This window comes from Specibacter sp. NPDC078709, from assembly GCF_040686795.1.
Lineage (GTDB): Bacteria > Actinomycetota > Actinomycetes > Actinomycetales > Micrococcaceae > Specibacter.
The window spans coordinates 1-18687 of record NZ_JBFBLU010000018.1 but is presented as its reverse complement, the minus strand read 5'-3'; the positions used below and the strand labels follow the sequence as shown (position 1 = coordinate 18687).

The following is an 18687-nucleotide window of genomic DNA, read 5'->3' as shown; positions in this document are numbered from 1 at the left end:
TTCAGCCCCGAAGACGGAAACGGAATCCAACAAGGATGGGGCGGAAGAAGCCGATGACACGCCCGGGCCATACACACATTCTGGCCGCTAACCCGAAATCGGGACTGCGGATGATGCGGATCCCGAATCCCGAATCCCGGATCCCGAATTCGAAACTGCAGCTGATGCGACCAAAATCGTGGCAAAGTCATACGGTGGTTGCAACGCTCTGATAGATGGAGCGTTTCATGGTCAAGTTGTTTCCCCCGAGTGCCCGCACTGAGTTCGTTGATCTAGTGTGTGGCGGGATGTCGATTGTTGCTGCAGCCCGGCGTGTCGGTGCCGTGCATCAAACAGGAAGGGTGTGGTGGGCGCAGTCTGGTCAAATGATGGCTTTGAGCATGGGGCCCGTTGGTGGTCTTGCAGATCCGGCACCTTCACAAGAGAGCCCTGGCCGGGCGCTGAACCTAGCGGAGCGAGGGATGATCCAGATGGGACTGCGAAGCGGAATGAGCTACGCCCGTATCGGAGAACTGGTCGGTCGTGACAAGTCCGTGGTGTGGCGGGAGGTGAACCGAAACACCAGTGACGACGGAGTGTATTACGCCTCTGTTGCCCATACAAAGGCTCACCAGGGTCGGCGCCGCCCCAAGTCCCTGAAACTCCTTGAGAACGATGCACTGTGCCGGCTGATCGAGGTCTGGATGGATGATGGGTGGAGTCCGAGACTGATCTCTTCGATGTTGGCGCTTTACTTCGGCGGCGACGAGACTATGCAGGTGAGCCACGAAACGATCTACCAGGCCTTGTACGTTCAAACCCGCGGGGCCCTGCGGGCAGACCTGGCGGAGAAGCTCAGCTTGAAGCGGAAGCAGCGCGTTCCCCACACAGCCGACAGGACGAAGAACAGCCCGTATAAAGAGGCGTTCAAGATCAGTGAACGCCCGGCCGAGGTCGAAGACAGAGCCGTCCCAGGGCACTGGGAAGGGGGCCTCGTGATCGGCTGCGACGGGACCGCGATCGGCACCCTCGTGGAGCGCTCAACAAGGTTCACGATCCTGCTCCACCTCCCCAACGACCACACTGCTGAGACCGTTGCCGCCGCAATGATCCGCGAAATGGGCGACCTCCCGGAGCACCTGCGACGCTCGATCACCTGGGACCGCGGCACCGAACTGGCCAACTACGCCAAGATCCAAACCGGGCTCAATACCACTCTCTATTTCTGTGATCCACACTCGCCATGGCAGCGTGGCACGAACGAGAATACCAACCGGCTCCTGAGGTTCTGGCTCGAGAAAGGCTCTGACCTCTCCGTCCATAGCCCGGAGGATCTCCGCCGGATAGCAGCGAAGCTCAACCGCCGCCCCCGGCCCACCCTCAACCTTGATACCCCAGCCAACCGGCTGAACCAATTGCTGCAAACAGCGGCATAAACCCCCGCGTTGCTACGACTACTTGACTTTGCCCGTGTTTTGACCGCATCAGCTGCAGTTTCGAATGAGTGGAGAGTCTGGAACTCGGTTCAGGCCGGGTACAGGACCACTTCGGCGGCCTTGACCACGAAGAACACCTCGGCTCCCGGCTCCAGCCCCAATTCAGCGATGGCGGCGGCGGAGACATCGGCGGCGAGTCCTGACGCCCGGACCCGGATATGCCCGCCCTGAGGCTCGAGTTCACTGACCTTCACCTTGAAGCAGTTGCGTGGGCTTCCTACCGGCGGTGCCAAGAATACTGACACGGAAGACGGCGGGAACGCGGCCAGGCCCTCTGGCCCACCCGCTGCCGGAGGTACTAGGTTTGCCGGAAGTGCTTGGGAAGGAATACGTGTTGAATCTGAACCTGTGCCGCCGGCCGGACGTCCGGTGACCAAGACGCCGTCGGACGTTAAAAGAGTGGGACCGGACAGGGAACCGGTAAGGACATTGAGCCCGGCCAAGGAGGCCGCGAAGGAGCTGCGCGGGTGGGCCAGCACCGCGGCGGTGGGGCCTGATTCTACGATCCGCCCGCGCTCCATGACGATGATCCGGTCTGCGAGCATGAGCGCGTCGAGGACGTCGTGGGTGACGATGATGGCGCGCCTGCCGACCAAAACCCGTTTGAGCAGGCTGCGCAGAAACGGGGTGGTGTTAACATCCAGCGCCGCCATGGGCTCATCGAGCAGAAGCAGTTCAGGATCGGTGGCCAGTGCCCGGGCTAGTGCCACGCGTTGTGCCTGCCCGCCGGAGAGCTGAGAGGGTTTGCGTCCGGCTAAATCTGCAGCGTCCACTTCACGCAGCCAGTGCCAGGCAGTTTTCGCGGCAGCAGCCTTCATGGCGCCTCGGCTTCGCGGCCCAAACGCCACATTGTCCAAGACGCTCAGGTGCGGAAATAGAAGGGGTTCCTGGGCTAGTGTGCCAATACCGCGCTCATGCGGCGGCAGCCACGACGTGCCAGTACTGCCAGACGTGCCAGTACTGCCTGGCGCGCCAGTACTACCCGGAGCGCCAGTACTGGCAGAACCCAAGCGGAACAGTGTCCGCCCGCCCAAGGTGGCGTCACCGGAATCGGGCTTCACCAGCCCGGACAGGGCTTGCATGACGGAGGACTTCCCAGCGCCGTTGGCCCCCATGAGCGCGACGGTTTCGGTGGGGCCAACGCTCAAGCTCAGCTCAAGATTACGGGCCCCGATGGCAATACTCAGCTCCAGTGTCATCGCAGCACTTCCTGAGCAGGAACGGGATCGGTACTGGTTCCGCGAACAGCTGCCCGGATGGGCGAACGGGGCGTGCGGTACGCCAGGATCACCACTATCAGGGCCACGGCGATCAGCAGAAAGGAGAGGGCAACGGCAGCGTCGGGGTCCGTCTCGCGCTGCAGGTAAATCTCCAGGGGCAGTGTGCGGGTGACGCCTTGAAGGCTACCGGCGAAGGTGAGTGTGGCACCAAATTCGCCCAAGCTTCGCGCGAACGCCAACACCGCTCCTGAGACCAAACCCGGCAGCACCAGCGGTAGTGTAATTCTGCGCAGAACGGTTGAAGGCCGGGCGCCAAGAGTGGCGGCCACGGCCTCGTACTTTTGCCCGGCGGTCCGCAATGAACCTTCAAGGCTGAGCACCAGAAACGGCAATGCCACAAACGCCTGAGCCATGACCACGGCTGTTGTCGAAAAGGCAATGTCGATGCCGAAAGTACTCAACGTCTGGCCAATCAAACCAACGCGACCAAAAGTAAAGAGCAAGGCCAAGCCGCCCACCACCGGCGGCACCACCAGCGGCAGCAGGATCAGCGCACGCAAAACACCCTGGCCGCGAAAGCGTGCCCGGGCCAGAACTAGGGCCAAGGGGACGCCAAAAATGATGCACAAGACCGTGCTGGCGGCGGCAGTTTTCAGGCTGAGACCTAGCGCAGCTACGGAGGATTCCGAGCTAATCAGGGGGATGAACTGAGCCCAGTCCACCTGGGCGACCATGCCGACAAGGGGCAGCAGAATGAACAACGCACCCACTGCCGCGAGCAGGTAAACCCACTGGGGAACCGCCTGGAACTGCCACGGCTCCCCGGCTCGGCGAGGGCTATTACGGGGTGCCAAAACCTGCATCCTGGAGCACCTGCTGTCCTTCCGGAGCAATCACCAACGCGATGAATGCTTTGGCAAGTTCCTGCTGCTTTGAACCTTCCACGGCAACAATGGGATAGTCGTTGACTGTGGGAGTCGCGAGTTTGAGAGGAATTTCCTTGACCTTCTTCCCTGCGGATTTTGCGTCGGTCACATAGACCAGTCCGGCGTCTGCCTCGCCCGAGATGACCTTGCCAAGCACGCTGGTGACGTTCAGTTCTTCGCTGACAGGTGCCAGGGTCAGGCCCGCTGATGTTGCATCGGAGAGTGCAGCGGCACCGCACGGGACCTGAGCGGCGCAGATCACCAATTTGGTGCCGGGCTTGGCGGCATCGGCAAAGCTGGCAATGTTGGCTGGGTTTGTCGGCGGAACTACCAATGTCAATACGTTCGTGGCAAAGTCAACGGGTTCCCCGGCTGCCATCTTGGCATCGCTGAGCTTGGTCATGTTCTTGGTATCAGCGGAGGCAAACACATCCGCCGGGGCACCCTGGGTGATCTGCGTGACCAGCGTAGAAGAGCCATCAAAACTCAGTGACACTTTGACCTTCGGATGAGCAGCCTCGAAGGCGGCGGCCAGATCCGTAAAGGTGGTCTTCAGCGATGCGGCCGCGAACACGGTCAAGGTGCCCGACAGTTCAGGGGCAGCCGCTGACGTTCCGGCTGTCGGAGAGGCGGAGGTGTCACTGGCGGCAGCGCATGATGCCAGCGATACGGTCAGAACTGCGGCCGCGGCCACCGCTGAGAGTCTTTTGAAGGGGAGTTTCACGAGTGTTTTCCACCGCCCGGTACTTCAATGATGACGTTGGTTGATTTGACCACGGCGGTTGCCACGGAGCCGGGTTCAAGTTTTAGGTCCCGTACCGCTTCACTGCTCATCAGGGACACCACGCGGAAGGGGCCGCATTGAAGCTCCACCTGGGCCATGACCTTATCCATGGTGATGTTGGTAACGAGCCCAACGAAGCGGTTCCGCGCCGAACTGCCCACGCCGGTGGGGTCCATCGGGAGCATCGATTGGGACTTGGCCAGCTCAGCCAGCTCAAGCCCGTCCACCACAAGTTTGCCCTGCTTGTCCTTGTGGCCGGTCAGGGTGCCGTTATCCAGCCACCGCCGGACGGTATCGTCGCTCACGCCCAGAAAACGGGCCGCCTCTGAAACGCGAATAAGTGTCATATTCGCAGTCTATAACCTCATATGCGGAATAGGGGGGTAAATTACACCGCAAACGCCACAAACACCATCGTGATTGCCTATAAAGCGGCCAAGCGATCCGAGAGTGCCATGTGCTCGGCATTCACCACGCGTGCTTCCGGGTGATCAACATGCCAGGCCAGAATCGCGTGGGCCGCATCCGCAAAACGGATAGTGGTGCCAAACGCTGGCACTAGCGACTTAACCCGGGTGGTGTCGAAGATGACCGAGTGAGCTTTATCGCCCAGCAGGCCGGGCCCCAAATCAGGAGCCAGGGCGGCGATTTTCTCGCTCGCCACATGCACCAGCAGGGGGTCCGGCACGCCGGCCGCCGCGGCAACGCTGCGGTACACGGCATCCCACGGCAGCACGTCGTCGGAAGTGATGGTGAAGGCCTCACCCGCCACAGGGAGCCCGAACAGCCCCACAAATCCCACGGCGAAATCATTGGTGTGCGTCAGCGTCCACAACGAGGTTCCGTCGCCGTGCACCACCACGGGGAGCCCGGCCCGCATGCGGTGCACATCGGTCCAGCCGAAGAGCAGCGGCAGCCGGGTGTGATCGTACGTGTGGGAGGGGCGCACAATGGTGACCGGGAATCCGTGGTCCCGGTAAGCGGCCATGAAGAAGTCCTCGCAGGCGATCTTGTCCCGCGAATACTGCCAGAACGGATTCCGCAGGGGAGTGGACTCCGTGATGGGCAGACGGGCTGGCGGCTTCTGGTACGCCGAAGCCGTGCTGATAAACAAGTATTGCTCCGTGCGGCCACGGAAAAGTTCCACGGCCGCCCGGGCATGGACCGGGGTAAACGTGAGGATGTCCGCCACAACGTCAAAGGTTCGCGTGCCCAAGGCAGCGGCAACGGAGGCGCTATCCCGGACATCAGCCACAAGCTGTTCGACGCCGGCTGGAACCGCCCGCACGGAACTCGCCGCGCGGTTCAGCACCGTCACGTTGTGCCCCAGGGCAACAGCCCGAGCCACTGACGCCGTGCTGATGGTGCCGGTTCCGCCAATGAACAAGACCCGCCGTGCTGGGAGCCGCCAGCGTCCGTCAACACCACCGAGGCTCGGAGCTCCAGCGGGGGAATCGGCTCGGGCCCCGTGTCCGCCGGCACCGAGGTGCAGCCCCTCGTTGACGCCGTCGTTGAAGCCGCTCACCAGGCGTAGTCTTCCGGGGCAGTCTTGGGACCCGGGAAGATCTTATCGAGCGTGGCCAGCGCTTCGGTGTCCAACGAAAGGTTCACAGCGCGCAGTCCTGCCTCGAGCTGGGCTGCGGTGCGCGGTCCAATAATGGGTGCCGTCACAGCCGGTTGATGCATGAGCCAAGCCAAAGCCACATCGCCCGGGGCGTGGCCCAAATCCGCGGCGAAGGATTCAAAGGCGGCAATGGCGTCATGATGCGTGGCCAACGCCTCGGCGGCGCGGCCCTCAAGCCTGCGGACGCCGTCGTTCTGCTTTTGCAGCACGCCACCGAGCAGCCCGCCATGCAGCGGCGACCAGGGGAGCAGACCCAATCCGTAGTGTTCGGCGGCGGGAATGACTTCGCGTTCCACGCTGCGCTCCAACAAGCTGTAGATGGACTGCTCACTGACCAGCCCGGTGACAGGGCGGCGCGCGGCGGCCTCCTGAGCTGCGGCAATGTGCCAGCCGGCAAAGTTGGAACTGCCGGCGTACAAGATCTTGCCCTGCTGGACGGCGACGTCGATGGCCTGCCAGATTTCATCCCACGGGGTATTCCTGTCCACGTGGTGGAACTGGTAGAGATCGATGTAGTCGGTCTGCAGGCGCTTCAGGGAAGCATCCAGAGAGCGGCGAATGTTCAGTGCCGACAACTTCGAATCATTGGGCCAGTCAGTCATGTTGGCGTAGACCTTGGTGGCCAGTACGGTCCGCTCGCGCCGGCCTCCGCCCTGGGCAATCCAACGGCCAATGATCTCCTCGGTCCAGCCGCGGCGGTCATTGCCGCCGTAACCGTTGGCCGTGTCAAAGAAGTTCAGCCCGGCCTCGTGGGCCTGATCCATGATCTTGAAAGCGTCGGCCTCATCGGTGTGCGGGCCAAAATTCATGGTTCCCAGGCAGAGTGTGGAAACGGACAGTCCGCTGCGGCCCAATTGGGTGTACAACATGGTCATGTGGTTCCTTCGGATGAGGTGGAAATTTGATGGCTGGCAGAGTCGGGGCTGCCAGCCCAAGACGAAAGTAGTTTGAGGGCGTCCTGCGAGGGGGAGCCGTTCTTGGCCGTGTAGATGCGCAGACTTTGATCGGTGTCATCGGGAAGAAGCAGGTGTTCAAAGTCCAGCGAAAGATCGCCCACCACGCCATGGTGCAGCTCCAAAGTTCCGGAGGCACGCTGTGCCACCGTGTGCCGCGCCCACCACTGCCGGAATTCCTCGCTATTAACGGCGAGTTCACCCACCAGTGCCGTGGCTGCGGGGTCGCCGGGATGCCTGCCAATATCGGCACGCAACGCAGCCACCGCATCCGATGCAGCGCCATGCCAGTCCCGGAACAAGACTCGAGCGCCAGGGTCAAGCATGATCCAGCGCGTGTAATTGCGTTGTTCGCGGGACATGGTTGGGAAGTCGGCAAAGAGCAGCCGGGCCATGCGGTTGCTGGCCAGGACATCGGTGCGCCTACCAAGAACGACGGCGGGTACCTCGCCCACCGCGTCCAACAGCTGGCGCAGGGAAGCCCTCACCCGCTGAACCTCAGGTGGACTGCTTGCCTGCCCGCCACAGTTTTCGAGCAGGTCGTACATATGGGCAGATTCGGAATCGTTGAGTTGCAGGGCGCGGGCCACCGATGCCAGCACCGACCTGGAAGGGTGAATGTTACGTCCCTGCTCCAGCCTGGTGTAGTAATCAGTGGAGACCCCAGCACGCTGCGCCACTTCTTCCCGGCGTAACCCAGGAACCCGCCGATGAGTGAGTGCAGCTTCCGGATCCGGTGCCAAGCGGGCACGCATGGCGGAGAGGAAGCTGCCGAATGCAATACTTTGACCCATGGTTCCCATTCTGCCCCGGCACAGTAGGCGAACCTAGTGTGAAGGTAGGACTGCTGATCCTAGGATCGCTTCGAACACCCTGAGCGCGTGAAAACGCTACGTAGCGAACGCGTTCACGCCTAGGCTGGAGGAAACCGTCCATGACGACGGACACAATGAAAGGAATGAATCCTCGTGACTGATTCGAATACACCGGCAGTAGCGGTTCCTGAACTGACGTTGAACAACGGAGTGAGTATCCCGCAACTCGGGTTTGGCGTCTTCCAGATCCCGCCAGAAGAAACCCGTATATCTGTGACCCAGGCGCTGGCCACGGGCTACCGCCACATCGATACGGCCGCGGCGTACCGCAACGAGGCCGGCGTCGGAGCTGCCCTTGCTGAATCCGGGCTGGCCCGCGAGGAATTGTTCATCACGACCAAACTGCGTAACGGCGAGCAGGGCAATACCCGCGCCGCCTTTGAAGCGAGCCGCAAAGCACTGGGCCTGGACTGGATTGATTTGTACTTGATCCACTGGCCCGTCCCGTCGCAGGGTCTGTTCACTCAGGCGTGGAAGGAAATGGAATCCCTCTACGCCGAGGGGCTGATCCGTGCCATTGGCGTGTCCAACTTCCTGGCGCCGCATCTGGATGAGCTATTGGCTAATTCCACAGTGGTTCCTGCCGTGAACCAGATCGAACTCCACCCCTCCCTCCAGCAGAGCGAGTTGGCGGCGAAGAGCCGCAGTCACGGGATTGCGGTGCAAGCGTACAGTCCCCTCGGGCAGGGCCAAGACCTGGACAATCAGGTCATCGCCGAGTTGGCGGCCAACTACGACGCAACTCCCGCGCAGGTGGTTCTGGCCTGGCATCTCGGCACGGGCAACATTGTGATCCCCAAGACCGTCACGCCCGAGCGCATGCGCGAGAACCTCGCAGCCGCCAAAATTCAGCTCAGCGACACCGATCTGCAGCGCATCTCAGCACTGGAAAACGGTCACCGCATCGGTGCCGATCCGGCCGTGGCAGCGTTTACGCAGATGTAAGCACCGGCGTCAGCGGCAGCAGCGCCAGCCTCAGCACCACCAGCAATTCGGCAGTAAATCGGCACAGTAAAGGGGGCCGCCATCTAGTAGCGATGACGGCCCCTTTGGCTTTTCCCTTTACTGACTACGGCTCAGCTGTCGAAGTAGCTCAGCTGCCGAAGTAGCCGAGGCTGCCGTAACAGCCAGCGGTTTACAGCTTGTCGAAATCTGCCTCGTCAACGCGATCCGAAGCGGTAATGGCCGCCGGTGCTGGTGAGCCACCAGCCTTCAGAGCTGCAAGGCGTGCCTCAATCTCGGTCTGCTCGCCCAAATCCTCGAGGGAGTTGAACTGGGCATCCAAGCTGGAGGCGGCGAGCTCATTCTGGCCACGCACCTTAGCTTCTTCGCGGCGGATCTTCTCTTCGAAGCGGCTGACCTCGCTGGTGGGATCCATGATGTCAATGCTCTTGAGCGCATCGTGCACCTGGGTCTGCGCGGCGGCCGTCTTGGAGCGTGCGATCAGCTCATTGCGCTTATTGCCGAGCTCGGTGAGCTTGCCATTCATCTGCTGCAGGCCGGTCTTGAGCTTGTCAACCACCTCGTTCTGAGCTGCGATGTTCGGCTCAGCGGAGCGGGCCTCGCTTTCCGAGGTCATCTGACGCTGCAGGGCCACCTTGGCCAGATTGTCGAACTTCTGTGCATCGGCGTCGTTGCCACCGGCACGGAATTCATCGGCTTTGCGGCTCGCGGCGAGGGCCTTGGAACCCCAATCCTGAGCGTTCTTCACATCCTCGTTGTAGTCGTCCTCGAGCATGCGCAGGTTACCGATGGTCTGGGCCACAGCGCCTTCGGCCTCTTGGATGTTGGCCTTGTAATCGCGCACCATCTGATCAAGCATCTTCTGCGGGTCCTCGGCTTGGTCCAACAGCGCATTGATATTGGCCTTGGCCAACTGTGCGATCCGGCCGAAAATTGACTGCTTTGCCATTTTTTTCCCCTTATTTTTGCTGGTTATGTTGAACAAAATCTCACCTGTGCTGCCGGAACGGTCCTTGTCATCCGAGTCTAGGGGACCCGTTTCCATTCTTGTCCTAGGTGCCTGTCCGGTGCAATGCCATGACGTACGACGCTGGAGCCTCCTTGGCTGCCTCCCGAGGGCGTGCGCCGTGGGGCTGCCTGTAACGGGCGGACCGGGAGTTGACTGGCACCCTATGGGCACCTCTCGCACTAGAAGTTGCCGCCTCCTCCGCCAAAGCCGCCACCACCCCCGCCGCCTCCGCCGCCGAAGCCACCCCCGCCGCCTCCGCCGAATCCTCCACCGCCACCGAAGCCGCCGCCTCCGCCTCCGGAGAGGAGCCCGCCAATGATGCCGCCGAGGATGGCGCCACCCATGCCACCACCCATGGAACTGCGACCACCGCCGCCGTAACCCCCTCCGCCGCCGAAGCTGTCGACGTCGTTCTGGGCGTACTGGATGGCTTGTTTGGCCAACGCCTGCGCCTGTTGAGCGTAGGTCAGTGCGTTGGTGGGATCCGAGTCGGAGATACTCAAGGCATAGTCGAAGTTACGTTCAGCTTCGGAGAGCCGGGTCCTAGCGGCAGAACCAACGCCGCCGCGGCGGGCTGCGATGAAGTCCTTGGCCGTGGCAATGGTGGCCTGTGCCCCCGCAAACGCCTGCTGCAGTGCGGCCTGAGCCCGCAGCGCCTGCTGCTGCTGATCTCGGATGCCGGTCAATAGCTCATCGAGCTGAGTGTGGGCATCCTGCACTGCAGTCAGCAGGGCCACCGGATCGGGCTTGCCGCCGGCAGAGTCCATGCGCACCTCGTTCAACGTTGCTTCCGCAGCCTGAACAGTAGGGGCGTAGCGGGCAAATTCGGGGGAGGCCACCATTGATTTGGCCTGCTGCAAATCAGCAAGAGCTGCCGGAAGTGCTGTCTGTAAGGTGACTGCAGCGTCGCGGATGCTTGCTTCGGTTTTTTCAATCGCGTCCAGCAGAACCGTGGACTGCAGCAGACTTTCTTCAGCAGCCTTGACGGCGACGGCCGCTCCAGCAGTATCTGAGGCCGTCAATTTCGTGTCTGCCTCAGTGGCCGCGGTGTCCACAAAATCAAGGCGTTCCTTGGCCTCGGCAACGTTGTCACGCACAGGGGCCAGTGCCGCGTCCGAGTACTGGGCCGTCAAACCGGCCAGTTTCTGCTCGGCCGCCGCCACCGATGTCCGGGCTTCGGCAGCTTGCGACCGGATGCTGGCCAGAACCTGCGGAGCGGTCCGTTCCAGTTCGCGCAACTCGTCGAAGGCTGCCTTTTCGGCGTCCAGAGCCGCATTGGCGTCTTCGCTGCGCTTGATGATTTCACCGAGCCAGGACCGCTGCTCTGCAATGGTGTCGGGAATTTCGTCGTCAAGTTGCTGCTGGAGTTTGAAGGATTCGGAGAGGTGCGCCTTAGCGCTATCCAAAGCGCCCTGGAATTGCTTGACGGCCTCGTCGCCGTACGACGCCTGTGCGAAACCAATTTCATGCTCGCTGGTCTTGATTGCATCATCGGCAGCAATCAACAGCGAGCCAGCCTTGGCGCGCAGCTCCGGGATGGTCATGCCCGCATTGGGATCCAGCGGCTTTCCATCGGGGCTAAAGCCCTTGGCGGTAGCCTCTGCAACAGATTTCTTGTGCTTGTTGCGAAGGTACAGTGCAGTTCCCGCACCCCCAACGACAACGACGCCACCGACTCCCAGCGCTACGAACCCGCCGGTGGGGTCGGGCACGTTGCCCTTGCCACCGCCAGCAGCATCACCGAGTGCCGCGGCTGCATCGATAGCGGCCTGCGCCCAATTTCCGGCAGAGAGCTGGGGCTTGATGGCGCTTGATTGGATGGTGGAGCCTTGGGCTTCCGTCAGGAACGTGTCGGTGCCGCCAACGAATGCATACTGCTTTGTTTGAACAGCAACGGCCAACAACGTATCCAACCGGCCCATGTTCTTTTCGGTGGCGACAGTTTGGGCCCACGCCTGCTGGGCCTGGCCATCAAAGGAGTCGACATAGACCACGAAGAGCGTGATGCCATGGTCCCTGCTCAATTTCGTGATCGCGCTTTGAACCTCTGCCTTTTGACTGCCCAGCACATTGGCGTTGTCCACAATATAGGTGCCGCCGGGAATGCTCACCGGCGGTTCAGCTTGGGCAGCACCGGCCGGGAACAGCAGGAGTGCCATCAGCGCCAGGACTGCCAGAACTGGGGGAAATACCTTCAACCGTGCAAACATCGCTCACCTTTGGTGTGGGACCACTACGGGACCACTCTGGGAATCGGGCCTAGTACTCCAAACGATACTATGGCGCGGATTTGATTGGGCCGGGTTTTTCGGGCAGGTATTTCGCTGTCCGGATAATGCGGCTGCCGCCAGACGTGGGAGATAATGGAACTTGATGAACCTTCACAGCTACCTTCCAGCGAACGTTCGTCAAGGCTCCAGCCGCGGAGGCCATGATGAAACTCAAGCAAGGATTCGTCACACAGAATTTCAATGAAGGGAAAGCTGATGTCTGAGAACAACGGTGACCACACCACCAGCAACAATGATCGGTCAGAACAGCCTGAACAGTCTGAAGCCGCCCAGCCCCAGCAGGCAGAACCAGCCCAGCCAGCCCAGCCAGCGCAGGCCCAGCCTGCGCAGCCAACCAAGGCCCCAGAAGGTTTCGCGCAGCACGGATATGCAGCTCCCGTGCCGCCGGCCGCACCACGTTATGCGTCTCAGGCATCTTCCCCGAATACTCCTCCTGCCGGCGCACCGGCACCTCCGGCCGCACGGCCTAGTGGATATGGTGCCCCGGCGGCTCCCGCTGCCAACCCTTATGACGCCCCGCAAGCAAGCTCCCGCTATGGCGCGTCACAGCCTCCCGCCAATTCCAATCCCACCGAGCGGATTCCTGCACCGCCGACCCACAACGCGGGATCGCACAGCACTGGATCCCAGAACCCCACTGAGCCGATCCCCACCGGATTTGGTGGAGGTGCTTATGGCGCCAGCAGCTTCGGTAATACCAATCCGGACAGTAACCAGAGCGCGGCGAGCCACAGCTCGGGCACACCAAACTTTGGTGAGGGATACGCAGGACCGGGCTACCCGGCGTCGAACATGTATCCCCAGAGCCAGCCTCATGGCCAGACCGTGGCACCGCAGCGTAAGAACAGGGACGGCAAAAAGGTGGGCATGGGCATGTTCACCACCGGTGTTCTGGCTGCCGCACTGGTCGGCGGGCTGGTGGGTGGCGGGTCTCTGTTCCTGCTCAATCAGCAAGGCGACAACTCGTCGGTGAGCGCTACCTCGCAGAGCGCACCGTTGGTAGTCAATAACACCAACTCCGTCAACCAGGTAACGGCTGCGGCGGCCAAGGCGATGCCGTCAGTGGTGACCATTTCGGCCACGAGCGGTAGCTCCGGTGGCACGGGCTCGGGCATCATTGTGGACACCGAGGGCCACATTCTGACCAATACCCACGTGGTTACCTTGGACGGTGCTGCCGCGCACGCCGCCATCCAGGTGCAGACGAGCGATAACAAGGTATACGACGCCACCATTGTGGGCACGGACCCGCTCTCGGACCTCGCCGTGATCAAGATTGATGCGCCCAACCTGGTTCCGGCCACTCTGGGAGAATCCAGCAAGATCAACGTTGGTGACACCGTCATTGCCATCGGCTCCCCGCTGGGCCTGAATGCCACGGTTACCGAGGGCATCGTTTCCACGCTGAACCGCACCATCCAGGTGGCCTCCTCCGCAGTTCCGGAAACCCCGAGTGACTCCTCAGAGGACCCGGATAACGGTGGCAACGGTTTCCAGTTCTCGCCTCCAGGTGGCGGGACGAGCAACACGGCTGCCACGGGAACCGTGAACCTGAACGTCATCCAGACCGATGCCGCCATCAACCCCGGTAACTCCGGTGGTGCGCTGGTCAACGCTGAAGGCCAGATCATCGGCGTCAACGTGGCCATTGCCTCAACCGGCAGTTCCTCCAGTTCCAGTAGCCAGAGCGGCAACATCGGCGTGGGCTTTTCCATCCCCATGGATCACGCCAAGCGCGTGGCCCAGGACATCATCAAGACCGGTTCGGCCAGCCACGGCCAGCTGGGTGTCACGGTGAGTGGCACGTCCGCATCCGGATCAAGTAGTTCCTTCTCCTCCGGTGCCACCGTGGCTGATGTAACGTCCGGCAGTGCGGCAGCCAAGGCCGGACTGAAGAAGGGCGACGTCATCACCCAGCTGGGCAACCGCACCATCTCTGATCCTTCGGATCTGACGGCGGCTGTCCGCGAGCAGCCGGGCGGAGCCACTGTAAAGGTCGACTTCACCCGCGACGGCAAGGCCCAGAGCATTGATGTCACCCTGGACACCATGAAGTAAACGGTTTTGCGGCCGGCCGCGGCTCTCGTTAGTTTGGAGCTGCGTAGGCTTACGCGGCAACGGTGCGCTACTCGGTGAGTAGCGCACCGTTAGCACTTAACGGCACGCAGCTCCAGTGTGAGTTTCGGCTCCTACTGTAGACCTAGTGTGCAAGCACGGAGTCCAGAACAGGTTTGGATGCCGCAAGCCCCAGCCACACCAAGGCAATGCCACCTGCCAGCACGCCGACAATGACCAATAATGACAGCGGCGCAAAAATCATGGCGGCCCCCGTCAGTGGGAACAGCAAAATGGCAGCCACGGCCCCCGAGCCAATCGTCACAATGCGCACCGGCGACATCACGGCGCGCCGGCGGGCGGCCTCCATGACGGAACGAGGCATGCCGAGCCTGTCCAGGCTGACGTACAACCCGCTCCGGTCCAAGATGGCGGCGGCCTGATTCACACCGGCACTGGAAGCCACCAACAGGAACGAGGCAACCACCGTGATCAGCACTCCGGTGCGCATATCGGCGGCGAGGTTGATGTCCGCTGCGTTGCCTCCATCAGGCGCTGTGGCATTCAGCAGCGCCAGTCCGGTCCCGGCAATGACGGCAATGAAGCTGGTCATCGACAGCGAGCTGACCTGCCGCCAGGCAGCCTTGGGTGATTCCAGAATGGTCCGGGCGGCCAACAGCCGAGCCGGCGTTTGCGCCCTGCGCAGCCCCCGCCCGGCCAGCCATTTCAGCACAAACGGCCCTACTAGGTTCAACAGGGCCATCCCGCCGGCGAAGCTGCCGCACAGGATGATGATCATGATAGCCAGGGATCCGCTGGCCGTTAGATTGGCCATCAGGACATAAAGTACGACGGCGGCCCCCGCCCCGAGCGCGAATCTTACCCAGTGCACTGTTGGTGCCTTGGCCCTGGTGCGCACCCCCAACGGGGAGAGCACCACTTGGCGCAAACCGATCGTGGCACTGATGGCTGCAAGGATCATGAGGGCGGCAGCTGTGGCCAGCACCAGCAGGGGGTTGAGCCACAGCGCCGACAAACCCAAGGCCTTCCCCTGGAACGGGATCAGGGCAACCGCTGGCAGTGCCGCAGCGTAGAGCAGCACGCCAGCGCAAATGCCCACGGCGGCCACAACGGTGGATTCCACTACTGTCATGGCGCCCACGAGCGCCGGGGTGCCGCCCAGCAGTCGCAGCGTGGACAGCCGCTCATCACGGCGGCGTGCCGATAGGCGTGCTGCCGATCCGCCCAAGGTCAGCAGGGGCAGGACCATCAGGGCCAGAGCCACTCCGGCCAGCATCTGATAGGTACCGGCCAGATCGGGGTTTGTATCGATGGCAGGTGTGGTGAAAAAGCTCATGGCACCGGCCAGCACTATGAGCGACAGCGCAGTGACCAGGGCAAACGCCACCACGGGCAGAGCCACCACCGCCTTGCTGCCGGGGGTGGGGCGGGACAGCATCCAGAGGATGGACACCATGGATTTGAACTTGTTCACGGCTGTTCCGTCCAGTTCTGGCCCGTGACGAACTGGCCTGTGGCAGGCGGGCTTGCGAGGGGCTGATGCGCCGGGGGCTGATGCGCGGACGGGTGCGCCGCCATGCCGGGGGACTGTACGGCATATTGCCCGCTCGCACCGGGTATGAGTTGAATGGGCGCCGGGGGAGCCGACGGCGCAAGGGAGAGGACGCCGTCGTGCATGAACAATGTGCGCGAGCACAGGGCCGCAACGGAGGGGTCATGGGTGACCAGGACCAGCGTGCGCCCGCGCCCGGAAGTGGCACCGAGGAGCGCGCCCATAACCTCGGCGGAGGTGTGCGAGTCCAGGGCGCCGGTGGGTTCGTCGGCGAAGACGATGCCGGCGCCGGTGACCTGTGCGCGGGCGATGGCTACCCGCTGCGCCTGGCCGCCGGAGAGCTCACCGATCCGTCGGCCCTCCATGCCAGCCAGGCCCAAGTGGGCTAGCCAGCCGGCGGCCTGGGGCTCGGCGTCGCGCCTAGACACTCCGTTGAGCATCAGGGCTAGGGCAACGTTTTCAATGGCCGTCAGTTCCGGGATCAGCAGGCCGGATTGGAAGACGAAGCCAAACGCCTCGCGGCGCAGCTTGGAGCGCTGAGTTTCATTCAGAGCAGTGACTGCTGTGCCGGCATAGTGAACGGTTCCGGAGTCGGGCGCGGTGATGCCGGCCAGGGTGTGCAGCAGCGTGGTTTTACCGGAACCGGAGGCGCCCATGATGGCCACGGATTCGCCGGCAGCAATGTCTACGTCCACGTTGTTCAGGGCGATACCTGCACCGAAACGTTTGGAAAGGGAGCGTGCGCTCAAGATTGTTGAGGTCATACTTCCACTGTGCCCGGAAGTGGTGGCGGCCAGCATCGGGCCGCGGACGGAAACAATCGGCGCCAGTATCCACCCGCAGGCGGAGCCCATGTTCGCTGGGAGTAAAGTTTCGACGTCGAAAATTCCGCCCCTGAGCCACCACGAACTAAGCTGTGGAGGTAGGCCAAGGGCGAAGCGGCCGCACCTGCCCCGGCACGGGGCTGGGCACACCATCCGTCCATGACACAAAGGACAGCAGTGGAAAATTCAGCACTGAACATTGTCGTACTGGTTAAATATGTGCCAGATGCGCAGTTTGACCGACAGCTCTCCGGAGATGCACACGAACTCGATCGCAGCGAAAGCATCCTTTCCGAGCTTGACGAATACGCCTTGGAAGCAGCCCTTGCGCTGAGCGACGCACGCGGCGGAGCCAAGGGTGGCAACACCGTCACCGCACTCACCGTGGGACCGGCATCGGCCGCCGTGGCAGTGAAGAAATCACTGCAGATCGGCGCAACCCAAGGCCTGCATGTCTGCGACGAAGCGCTCGCAGGCTCCGATGCCTCAGCGACCTCGCTAGTCTTGGCCGCAGCCATCAAGTCCCTCGGGGCCGTTGACCTGGTCATCACCGGCATGGCGTCCACCGACGGGGAAACCTCCATTGTTCCCGCGCAGCTTTCTGCACGGCTCGGACTTCCGCAGATCACGTTCGCCTCAGCCTTGGATGTTGCCGGCAACACGCTCACGGCCCGCCGCGACGGTGACGAGTTCTCCGAGGAAATTCAGGCCACTTTGCCTGCTCTGGTTTCGGTAACCGATCAGGCCAACGATCCCCGCTACCCCAACTTCAAGGGCATTCTGGCCGCGAAGAAGAAGAAGGTGACCACCGTGTCCCTGGCGGATTTGGGTGTCTCAGCGGACGCCGTCGGACATGCCGGTTCCTTGACCAAGGTCACCGCGGCAGCCGAACGCCCCGCCCGCATCGCCGGCACCATCATCACCGATTCCGGCGACGCCGGCATCCAGCTTGTTGACTTCCTGGCCGCTGCGAAACTGATCTAAGGAACCCATTTCATGAGTGCAATTGTTGTTTACATTGATCAGCTGGATGCTCCGGGCAAGCTTTCCACCACCGTCAACCAGCTGCTGACCCTGGCCCGCGGCGCAGGCGAGCCCGTGGCCGTTGTGGCCGGTCCCGTGAGCGCTGAAGTGTTGGCCGAGTTGGGTGCCCAGGGCGTCTCGCGCGTGCTGCATTCGGAGCAGGCCGAGCTGGGCCAGTTCCTCGTTGCCCCCAAGGCCGACCTCCTCGCCCAGGCAGCGGCAGCCGTGTCCGCCAGCGCCGTACTGGTGGATAATAGTGCCGCCGGGAAGGAAATTGCGGCCCGCGCTGGCGTCACCTTGAACGCTGGGGTGATCACCGACGCCGTCTCCGTGACGTACGACGGCGGCACCTTGGTTGCGCACAAATCCGTCCTTGCGGGGTCCTGGACTGTTGAGGCGCGGGCTACTACAGCTGTCGCCGTCATCAGCGTCAAGGCTCATAGTGTTGAGGCGGTCCCTGCTGCTGAAGCGGCTACCCCCGTGGTTGAAACCCTGGACGTGGCCTTTGCTCCGGCAAGCTTGGGTGCCCGCGTGGTTTCCCGCACGCCGCGGGCAGCATCAGGACGTCCCGAGCTGGAAGATGCCCGCATCATTGTGGCCGGTGGCCGCGGTGTTGATGGCGACTTCACCCCGATTGAGGAACTCGCTGACGTTCTCGGTGCCGCTGTTGGTGCTTCGCGTGCAGCCACTGATGCGGGCTGGATCTCCCACGCTTCGCAGGTGGGCCAGACCGGCAAGAAGGTCTCCCCACAGCTGTACATCTCGGTGGGTATTTCCGGTGCCATTCAGCAGAAGGCCGGCATGCAGACCTCGAAGTTGATTGTGGCCGTGAATAAGGATTCCGAGTCGCCGATCTTCGAGATTGCCGATTTCGGCATTGTGGGGGACCTGTTCCAGGTGTTGCCGCAGGCCGTAGCGGAAATCAAGAAGCGCCGCGCCTAGCGTTCAGCCCCGGTGCGCGTGCCTAGTGCTGCGGCATCGGGAAATGCCTAGTGCCGCATCGGGAAATGCCGCCGTTTGACGTAAATGCCAGGGTTTGAACTGTGGCATTTACGTCAAACGTCGCCACTGCTGTGAGACAGCAAAAATGCC

The 18687-nt window shown here is 62.3% G+C and carries 16 protein-coding genes; 5 read left to right on the top strand and 11 right to left on the bottom strand.

The features are described 5' to 3' along the window. Positions 1 to 227: 227 nt before the first annotated feature. Complete coding sequence (locus AB0P14_RS17845) at positions 228 to 1415, top strand: IS30 family transposase (protein ID WP_363845494.1); 1188 nt, start codon at positions 228 to 230, stop codon at positions 1413 to 1415. 89 nt (positions 1416 to 1504) lie between these two features. Here AB0P14_RS17845 and AB0P14_RS17840 read toward each other — a convergent pair whose 3' ends face one another. From AB0P14_RS17840 to AB0P14_RS17810, 7 genes are all read right to left on the bottom strand, one after another. Then, positions 1505 to 2674, bottom strand: a complete 1170-nt coding sequence (locus AB0P14_RS17840) for an ABC transporter ATP-binding protein (RefSeq protein ID WP_363845491.1) — start codon at positions 2672 to 2674, stop codon at positions 1505 to 1507. Next, positions 2671 to 3549 carry an ABC transporter permease gene (locus AB0P14_RS17835; protein ID WP_363845488.1) on the bottom strand — a complete coding sequence of 293 codons (879 nt, stop codon included), beginning with the start codon at positions 3547 to 3549 and terminating at the stop codon, positions 2671 to 2673. The genes AB0P14_RS17840 and AB0P14_RS17835 overlap by 4 nt, the downstream gene beginning before the upstream one ends. Then, a complete protein-coding gene (gene modA / locus AB0P14_RS17830; protein WP_363845485.1) occupies positions 3536 to 4345 on the bottom strand; it encodes a molybdate ABC transporter substrate-binding protein in 810 nt (269 codons plus the stop codon). The genes AB0P14_RS17835 and modA overlap by 14 nt, the downstream gene beginning before the upstream one ends. Then, the gene (locus AB0P14_RS17825; protein ID WP_363845482.1) at positions 4342 to 4752 is read right to left on the bottom strand and encodes a TOBE domain-containing protein; all 411 of its coding nucleotides are present in this window, start codon (positions 4750 to 4752) and stop codon (positions 4342 to 4344) included. Before AB0P14_RS17825 ends, modA begins: the two co-directional genes overlap by 4 nt. 77 nt (positions 4753 to 4829) lie before the next feature. After that, positions 4830 to 5792 (bottom strand): NAD-dependent epimerase/dehydratase family protein, encoded by a 963-nt coding sequence (locus AB0P14_RS17820; protein WP_363845499.1) that lies wholly within the window; start codon positions 5790 to 5792, stop codon positions 4830 to 4832. A 134-nt stretch (positions 5793 to 5926) separates the two neighbouring features. Next, entirely contained in the window at positions 5927 to 6898 is a 972-nt protein-coding gene (locus AB0P14_RS17815) for an aldo/keto reductase (protein ID WP_363845497.1), read from the bottom strand. A gap of 2 nt (positions 6899 to 6900) precedes the next feature. Next, on the bottom strand, positions 6901 to 7776 hold the full coding sequence (locus tag AB0P14_RS17810; RefSeq protein ID WP_363845479.1) for a helix-turn-helix transcriptional regulator: 876 nt from the start codon (positions 7774 to 7776) through the stop codon (positions 6901 to 6903). Positions 7777 to 7950: 174 nt separating this feature from the next. Here AB0P14_RS17810 and AB0P14_RS17805 point away from each other — a divergent pair, with 174 nt between their 5' ends. Then, complete coding sequence (locus tag AB0P14_RS17805; RefSeq protein ID WP_363845476.1) at positions 7951 to 8802, top strand: aldo/keto reductase; 852 nt, start codon at positions 7951 to 7953, stop codon at positions 8800 to 8802. Positions 8803 to 8992: 190 nt separating this feature from the next. Here AB0P14_RS17805 and AB0P14_RS17800 read toward each other — a convergent pair whose 3' ends face one another. After that, positions 8993 to 9769, bottom strand: coding sequence for a PspA/IM30 family protein (locus AB0P14_RS17800; RefSeq protein WP_363845474.1), 777 nt, complete (start codon positions 9767 to 9769; stop codon positions 8993 to 8995). 239 nt (positions 9770 to 10008) lie between these two features. Then, positions 10009 to 12039, bottom strand: a complete 2031-nt coding sequence (locus tag AB0P14_RS17795) for a TPM domain-containing protein (RefSeq protein WP_363845471.1) — start codon at positions 12037 to 12039, stop codon at positions 10009 to 10011. Positions 12040 to 12315: 276 nt separating this feature from the next. Between AB0P14_RS17795 and AB0P14_RS17790 the strand changes: the two genes are divergently transcribed. Beyond that, on the top strand, positions 12316 to 14178 hold the full coding sequence (locus tag AB0P14_RS17790; RefSeq protein WP_363845468.1) for a trypsin-like peptidase domain-containing protein: 1863 nt from the start codon (positions 12316 to 12318) through the stop codon (positions 14176 to 14178). Between the two features lie 142 nt (positions 14179 to 14320). Here the strand turns inward: AB0P14_RS17790 and AB0P14_RS17785 are convergent, their stop codons facing one another. Then, on the bottom strand, positions 14321 to 15670 hold the full coding sequence (locus AB0P14_RS17785; RefSeq protein WP_363845465.1) for a permease: 1350 nt from the start codon (positions 15668 to 15670) through the stop codon (positions 14321 to 14323). Beyond that, entirely contained in the window at positions 15667 to 16512 is an 846-nt protein-coding gene (locus tag AB0P14_RS17780) for an ABC transporter ATP-binding protein (protein WP_363845463.1), read from the bottom strand. Before AB0P14_RS17780 ends, AB0P14_RS17785 begins: the two co-directional genes overlap by 4 nt. A 219-nt stretch (positions 16513 to 16731) precedes the next feature. Between AB0P14_RS17780 and AB0P14_RS17775 the strand changes: the two genes are divergently transcribed. Then, positions 16732 to 17556 carry an electron transfer flavoprotein subunit beta/FixA family protein gene (locus AB0P14_RS17775; RefSeq protein ID WP_363845460.1) on the top strand — a complete coding sequence of 275 codons (825 nt, stop codon included), beginning with the start codon at positions 16732 to 16734 and terminating at the stop codon, positions 17554 to 17556. Positions 17557 to 17568: 12 nt separating this feature from the next. After that, positions 17569 to 18537, top strand: coding sequence for an electron transfer flavoprotein subunit alpha/FixB family protein (locus AB0P14_RS17770; protein ID WP_363845457.1), 969 nt, complete (start codon positions 17569 to 17571; stop codon positions 18535 to 18537). The last annotated feature ends 150 nt before the right edge of the window (positions 18538 to 18687 follow it).

Excerpts from the sequence above, each read along its gene's own strand:
- AB0P14_RS17845 (WP_363845494.1), top strand. The coding sequence starts at position 228 with ATGGTCAAGTTGTTTCCCCCGAGTGCCCGCACTGAGTTCGTTGATCTA.
- AB0P14_RS17840 (WP_363845491.1), bottom strand. The coding sequence starts at position 2,674 with ATGACACTGGAGCTGAGTATTGCCATCGGGGCCCGTAATCTTGAGCTG.
- AB0P14_RS17825 (WP_363845482.1), bottom strand. The coding sequence starts at position 4,752 with ATGACACTTATTCGCGTTTCAGAGGCGGCCCGTTTTCTGGGCGTGAGC.
- AB0P14_RS17815 (WP_363845497.1), bottom strand. The coding sequence starts at position 6,898 with ATGTTGTACACCCAATTGGGCCGCAGCGGACTGTCCGTTTCCACACTC.
- AB0P14_RS17810 (WP_363845479.1), bottom strand. The coding sequence starts at position 7,776 with ATGGGTCAAAGTATTGCATTCGGCAGCTTCCTCTCCGCCATGCGTGCC.
- AB0P14_RS17800 (WP_363845474.1), bottom strand. The coding sequence starts at position 9,769 with ATGGCAAAGCAGTCAATTTTCGGCCGGATCGCACAGTTGGCCAAGGCC.
- AB0P14_RS17795 (WP_363845471.1), bottom strand. The coding sequence starts at position 12,039 with ATGTTTGCACGGTTGAAGGTATTTCCCCCAGTTCTGGCAGTCCTGGCG.
- AB0P14_RS17790 (WP_363845468.1), top strand. The coding sequence starts at position 12,316 with ATGTCTGAGAACAACGGTGACCACACCACCAGCAACAATGATCGGTCA.
- AB0P14_RS17780 (WP_363845463.1), bottom strand. The coding sequence starts at position 16,512 with ATGACCTCAACAATCTTGAGCGCACGCTCCCTTTCCAAACGTTTCGGT.
- AB0P14_RS17775 (WP_363845460.1), top strand. The coding sequence starts at position 16,732 with ATGACACAAAGGACAGCAGTGGAAAATTCAGCACTGAACATTGTCGTA.
- AB0P14_RS17770 (WP_363845457.1), top strand. The coding sequence starts at position 17,569 with ATGAGTGCAATTGTTGTTTACATTGATCAGCTGGATGCTCCGGGCAAG.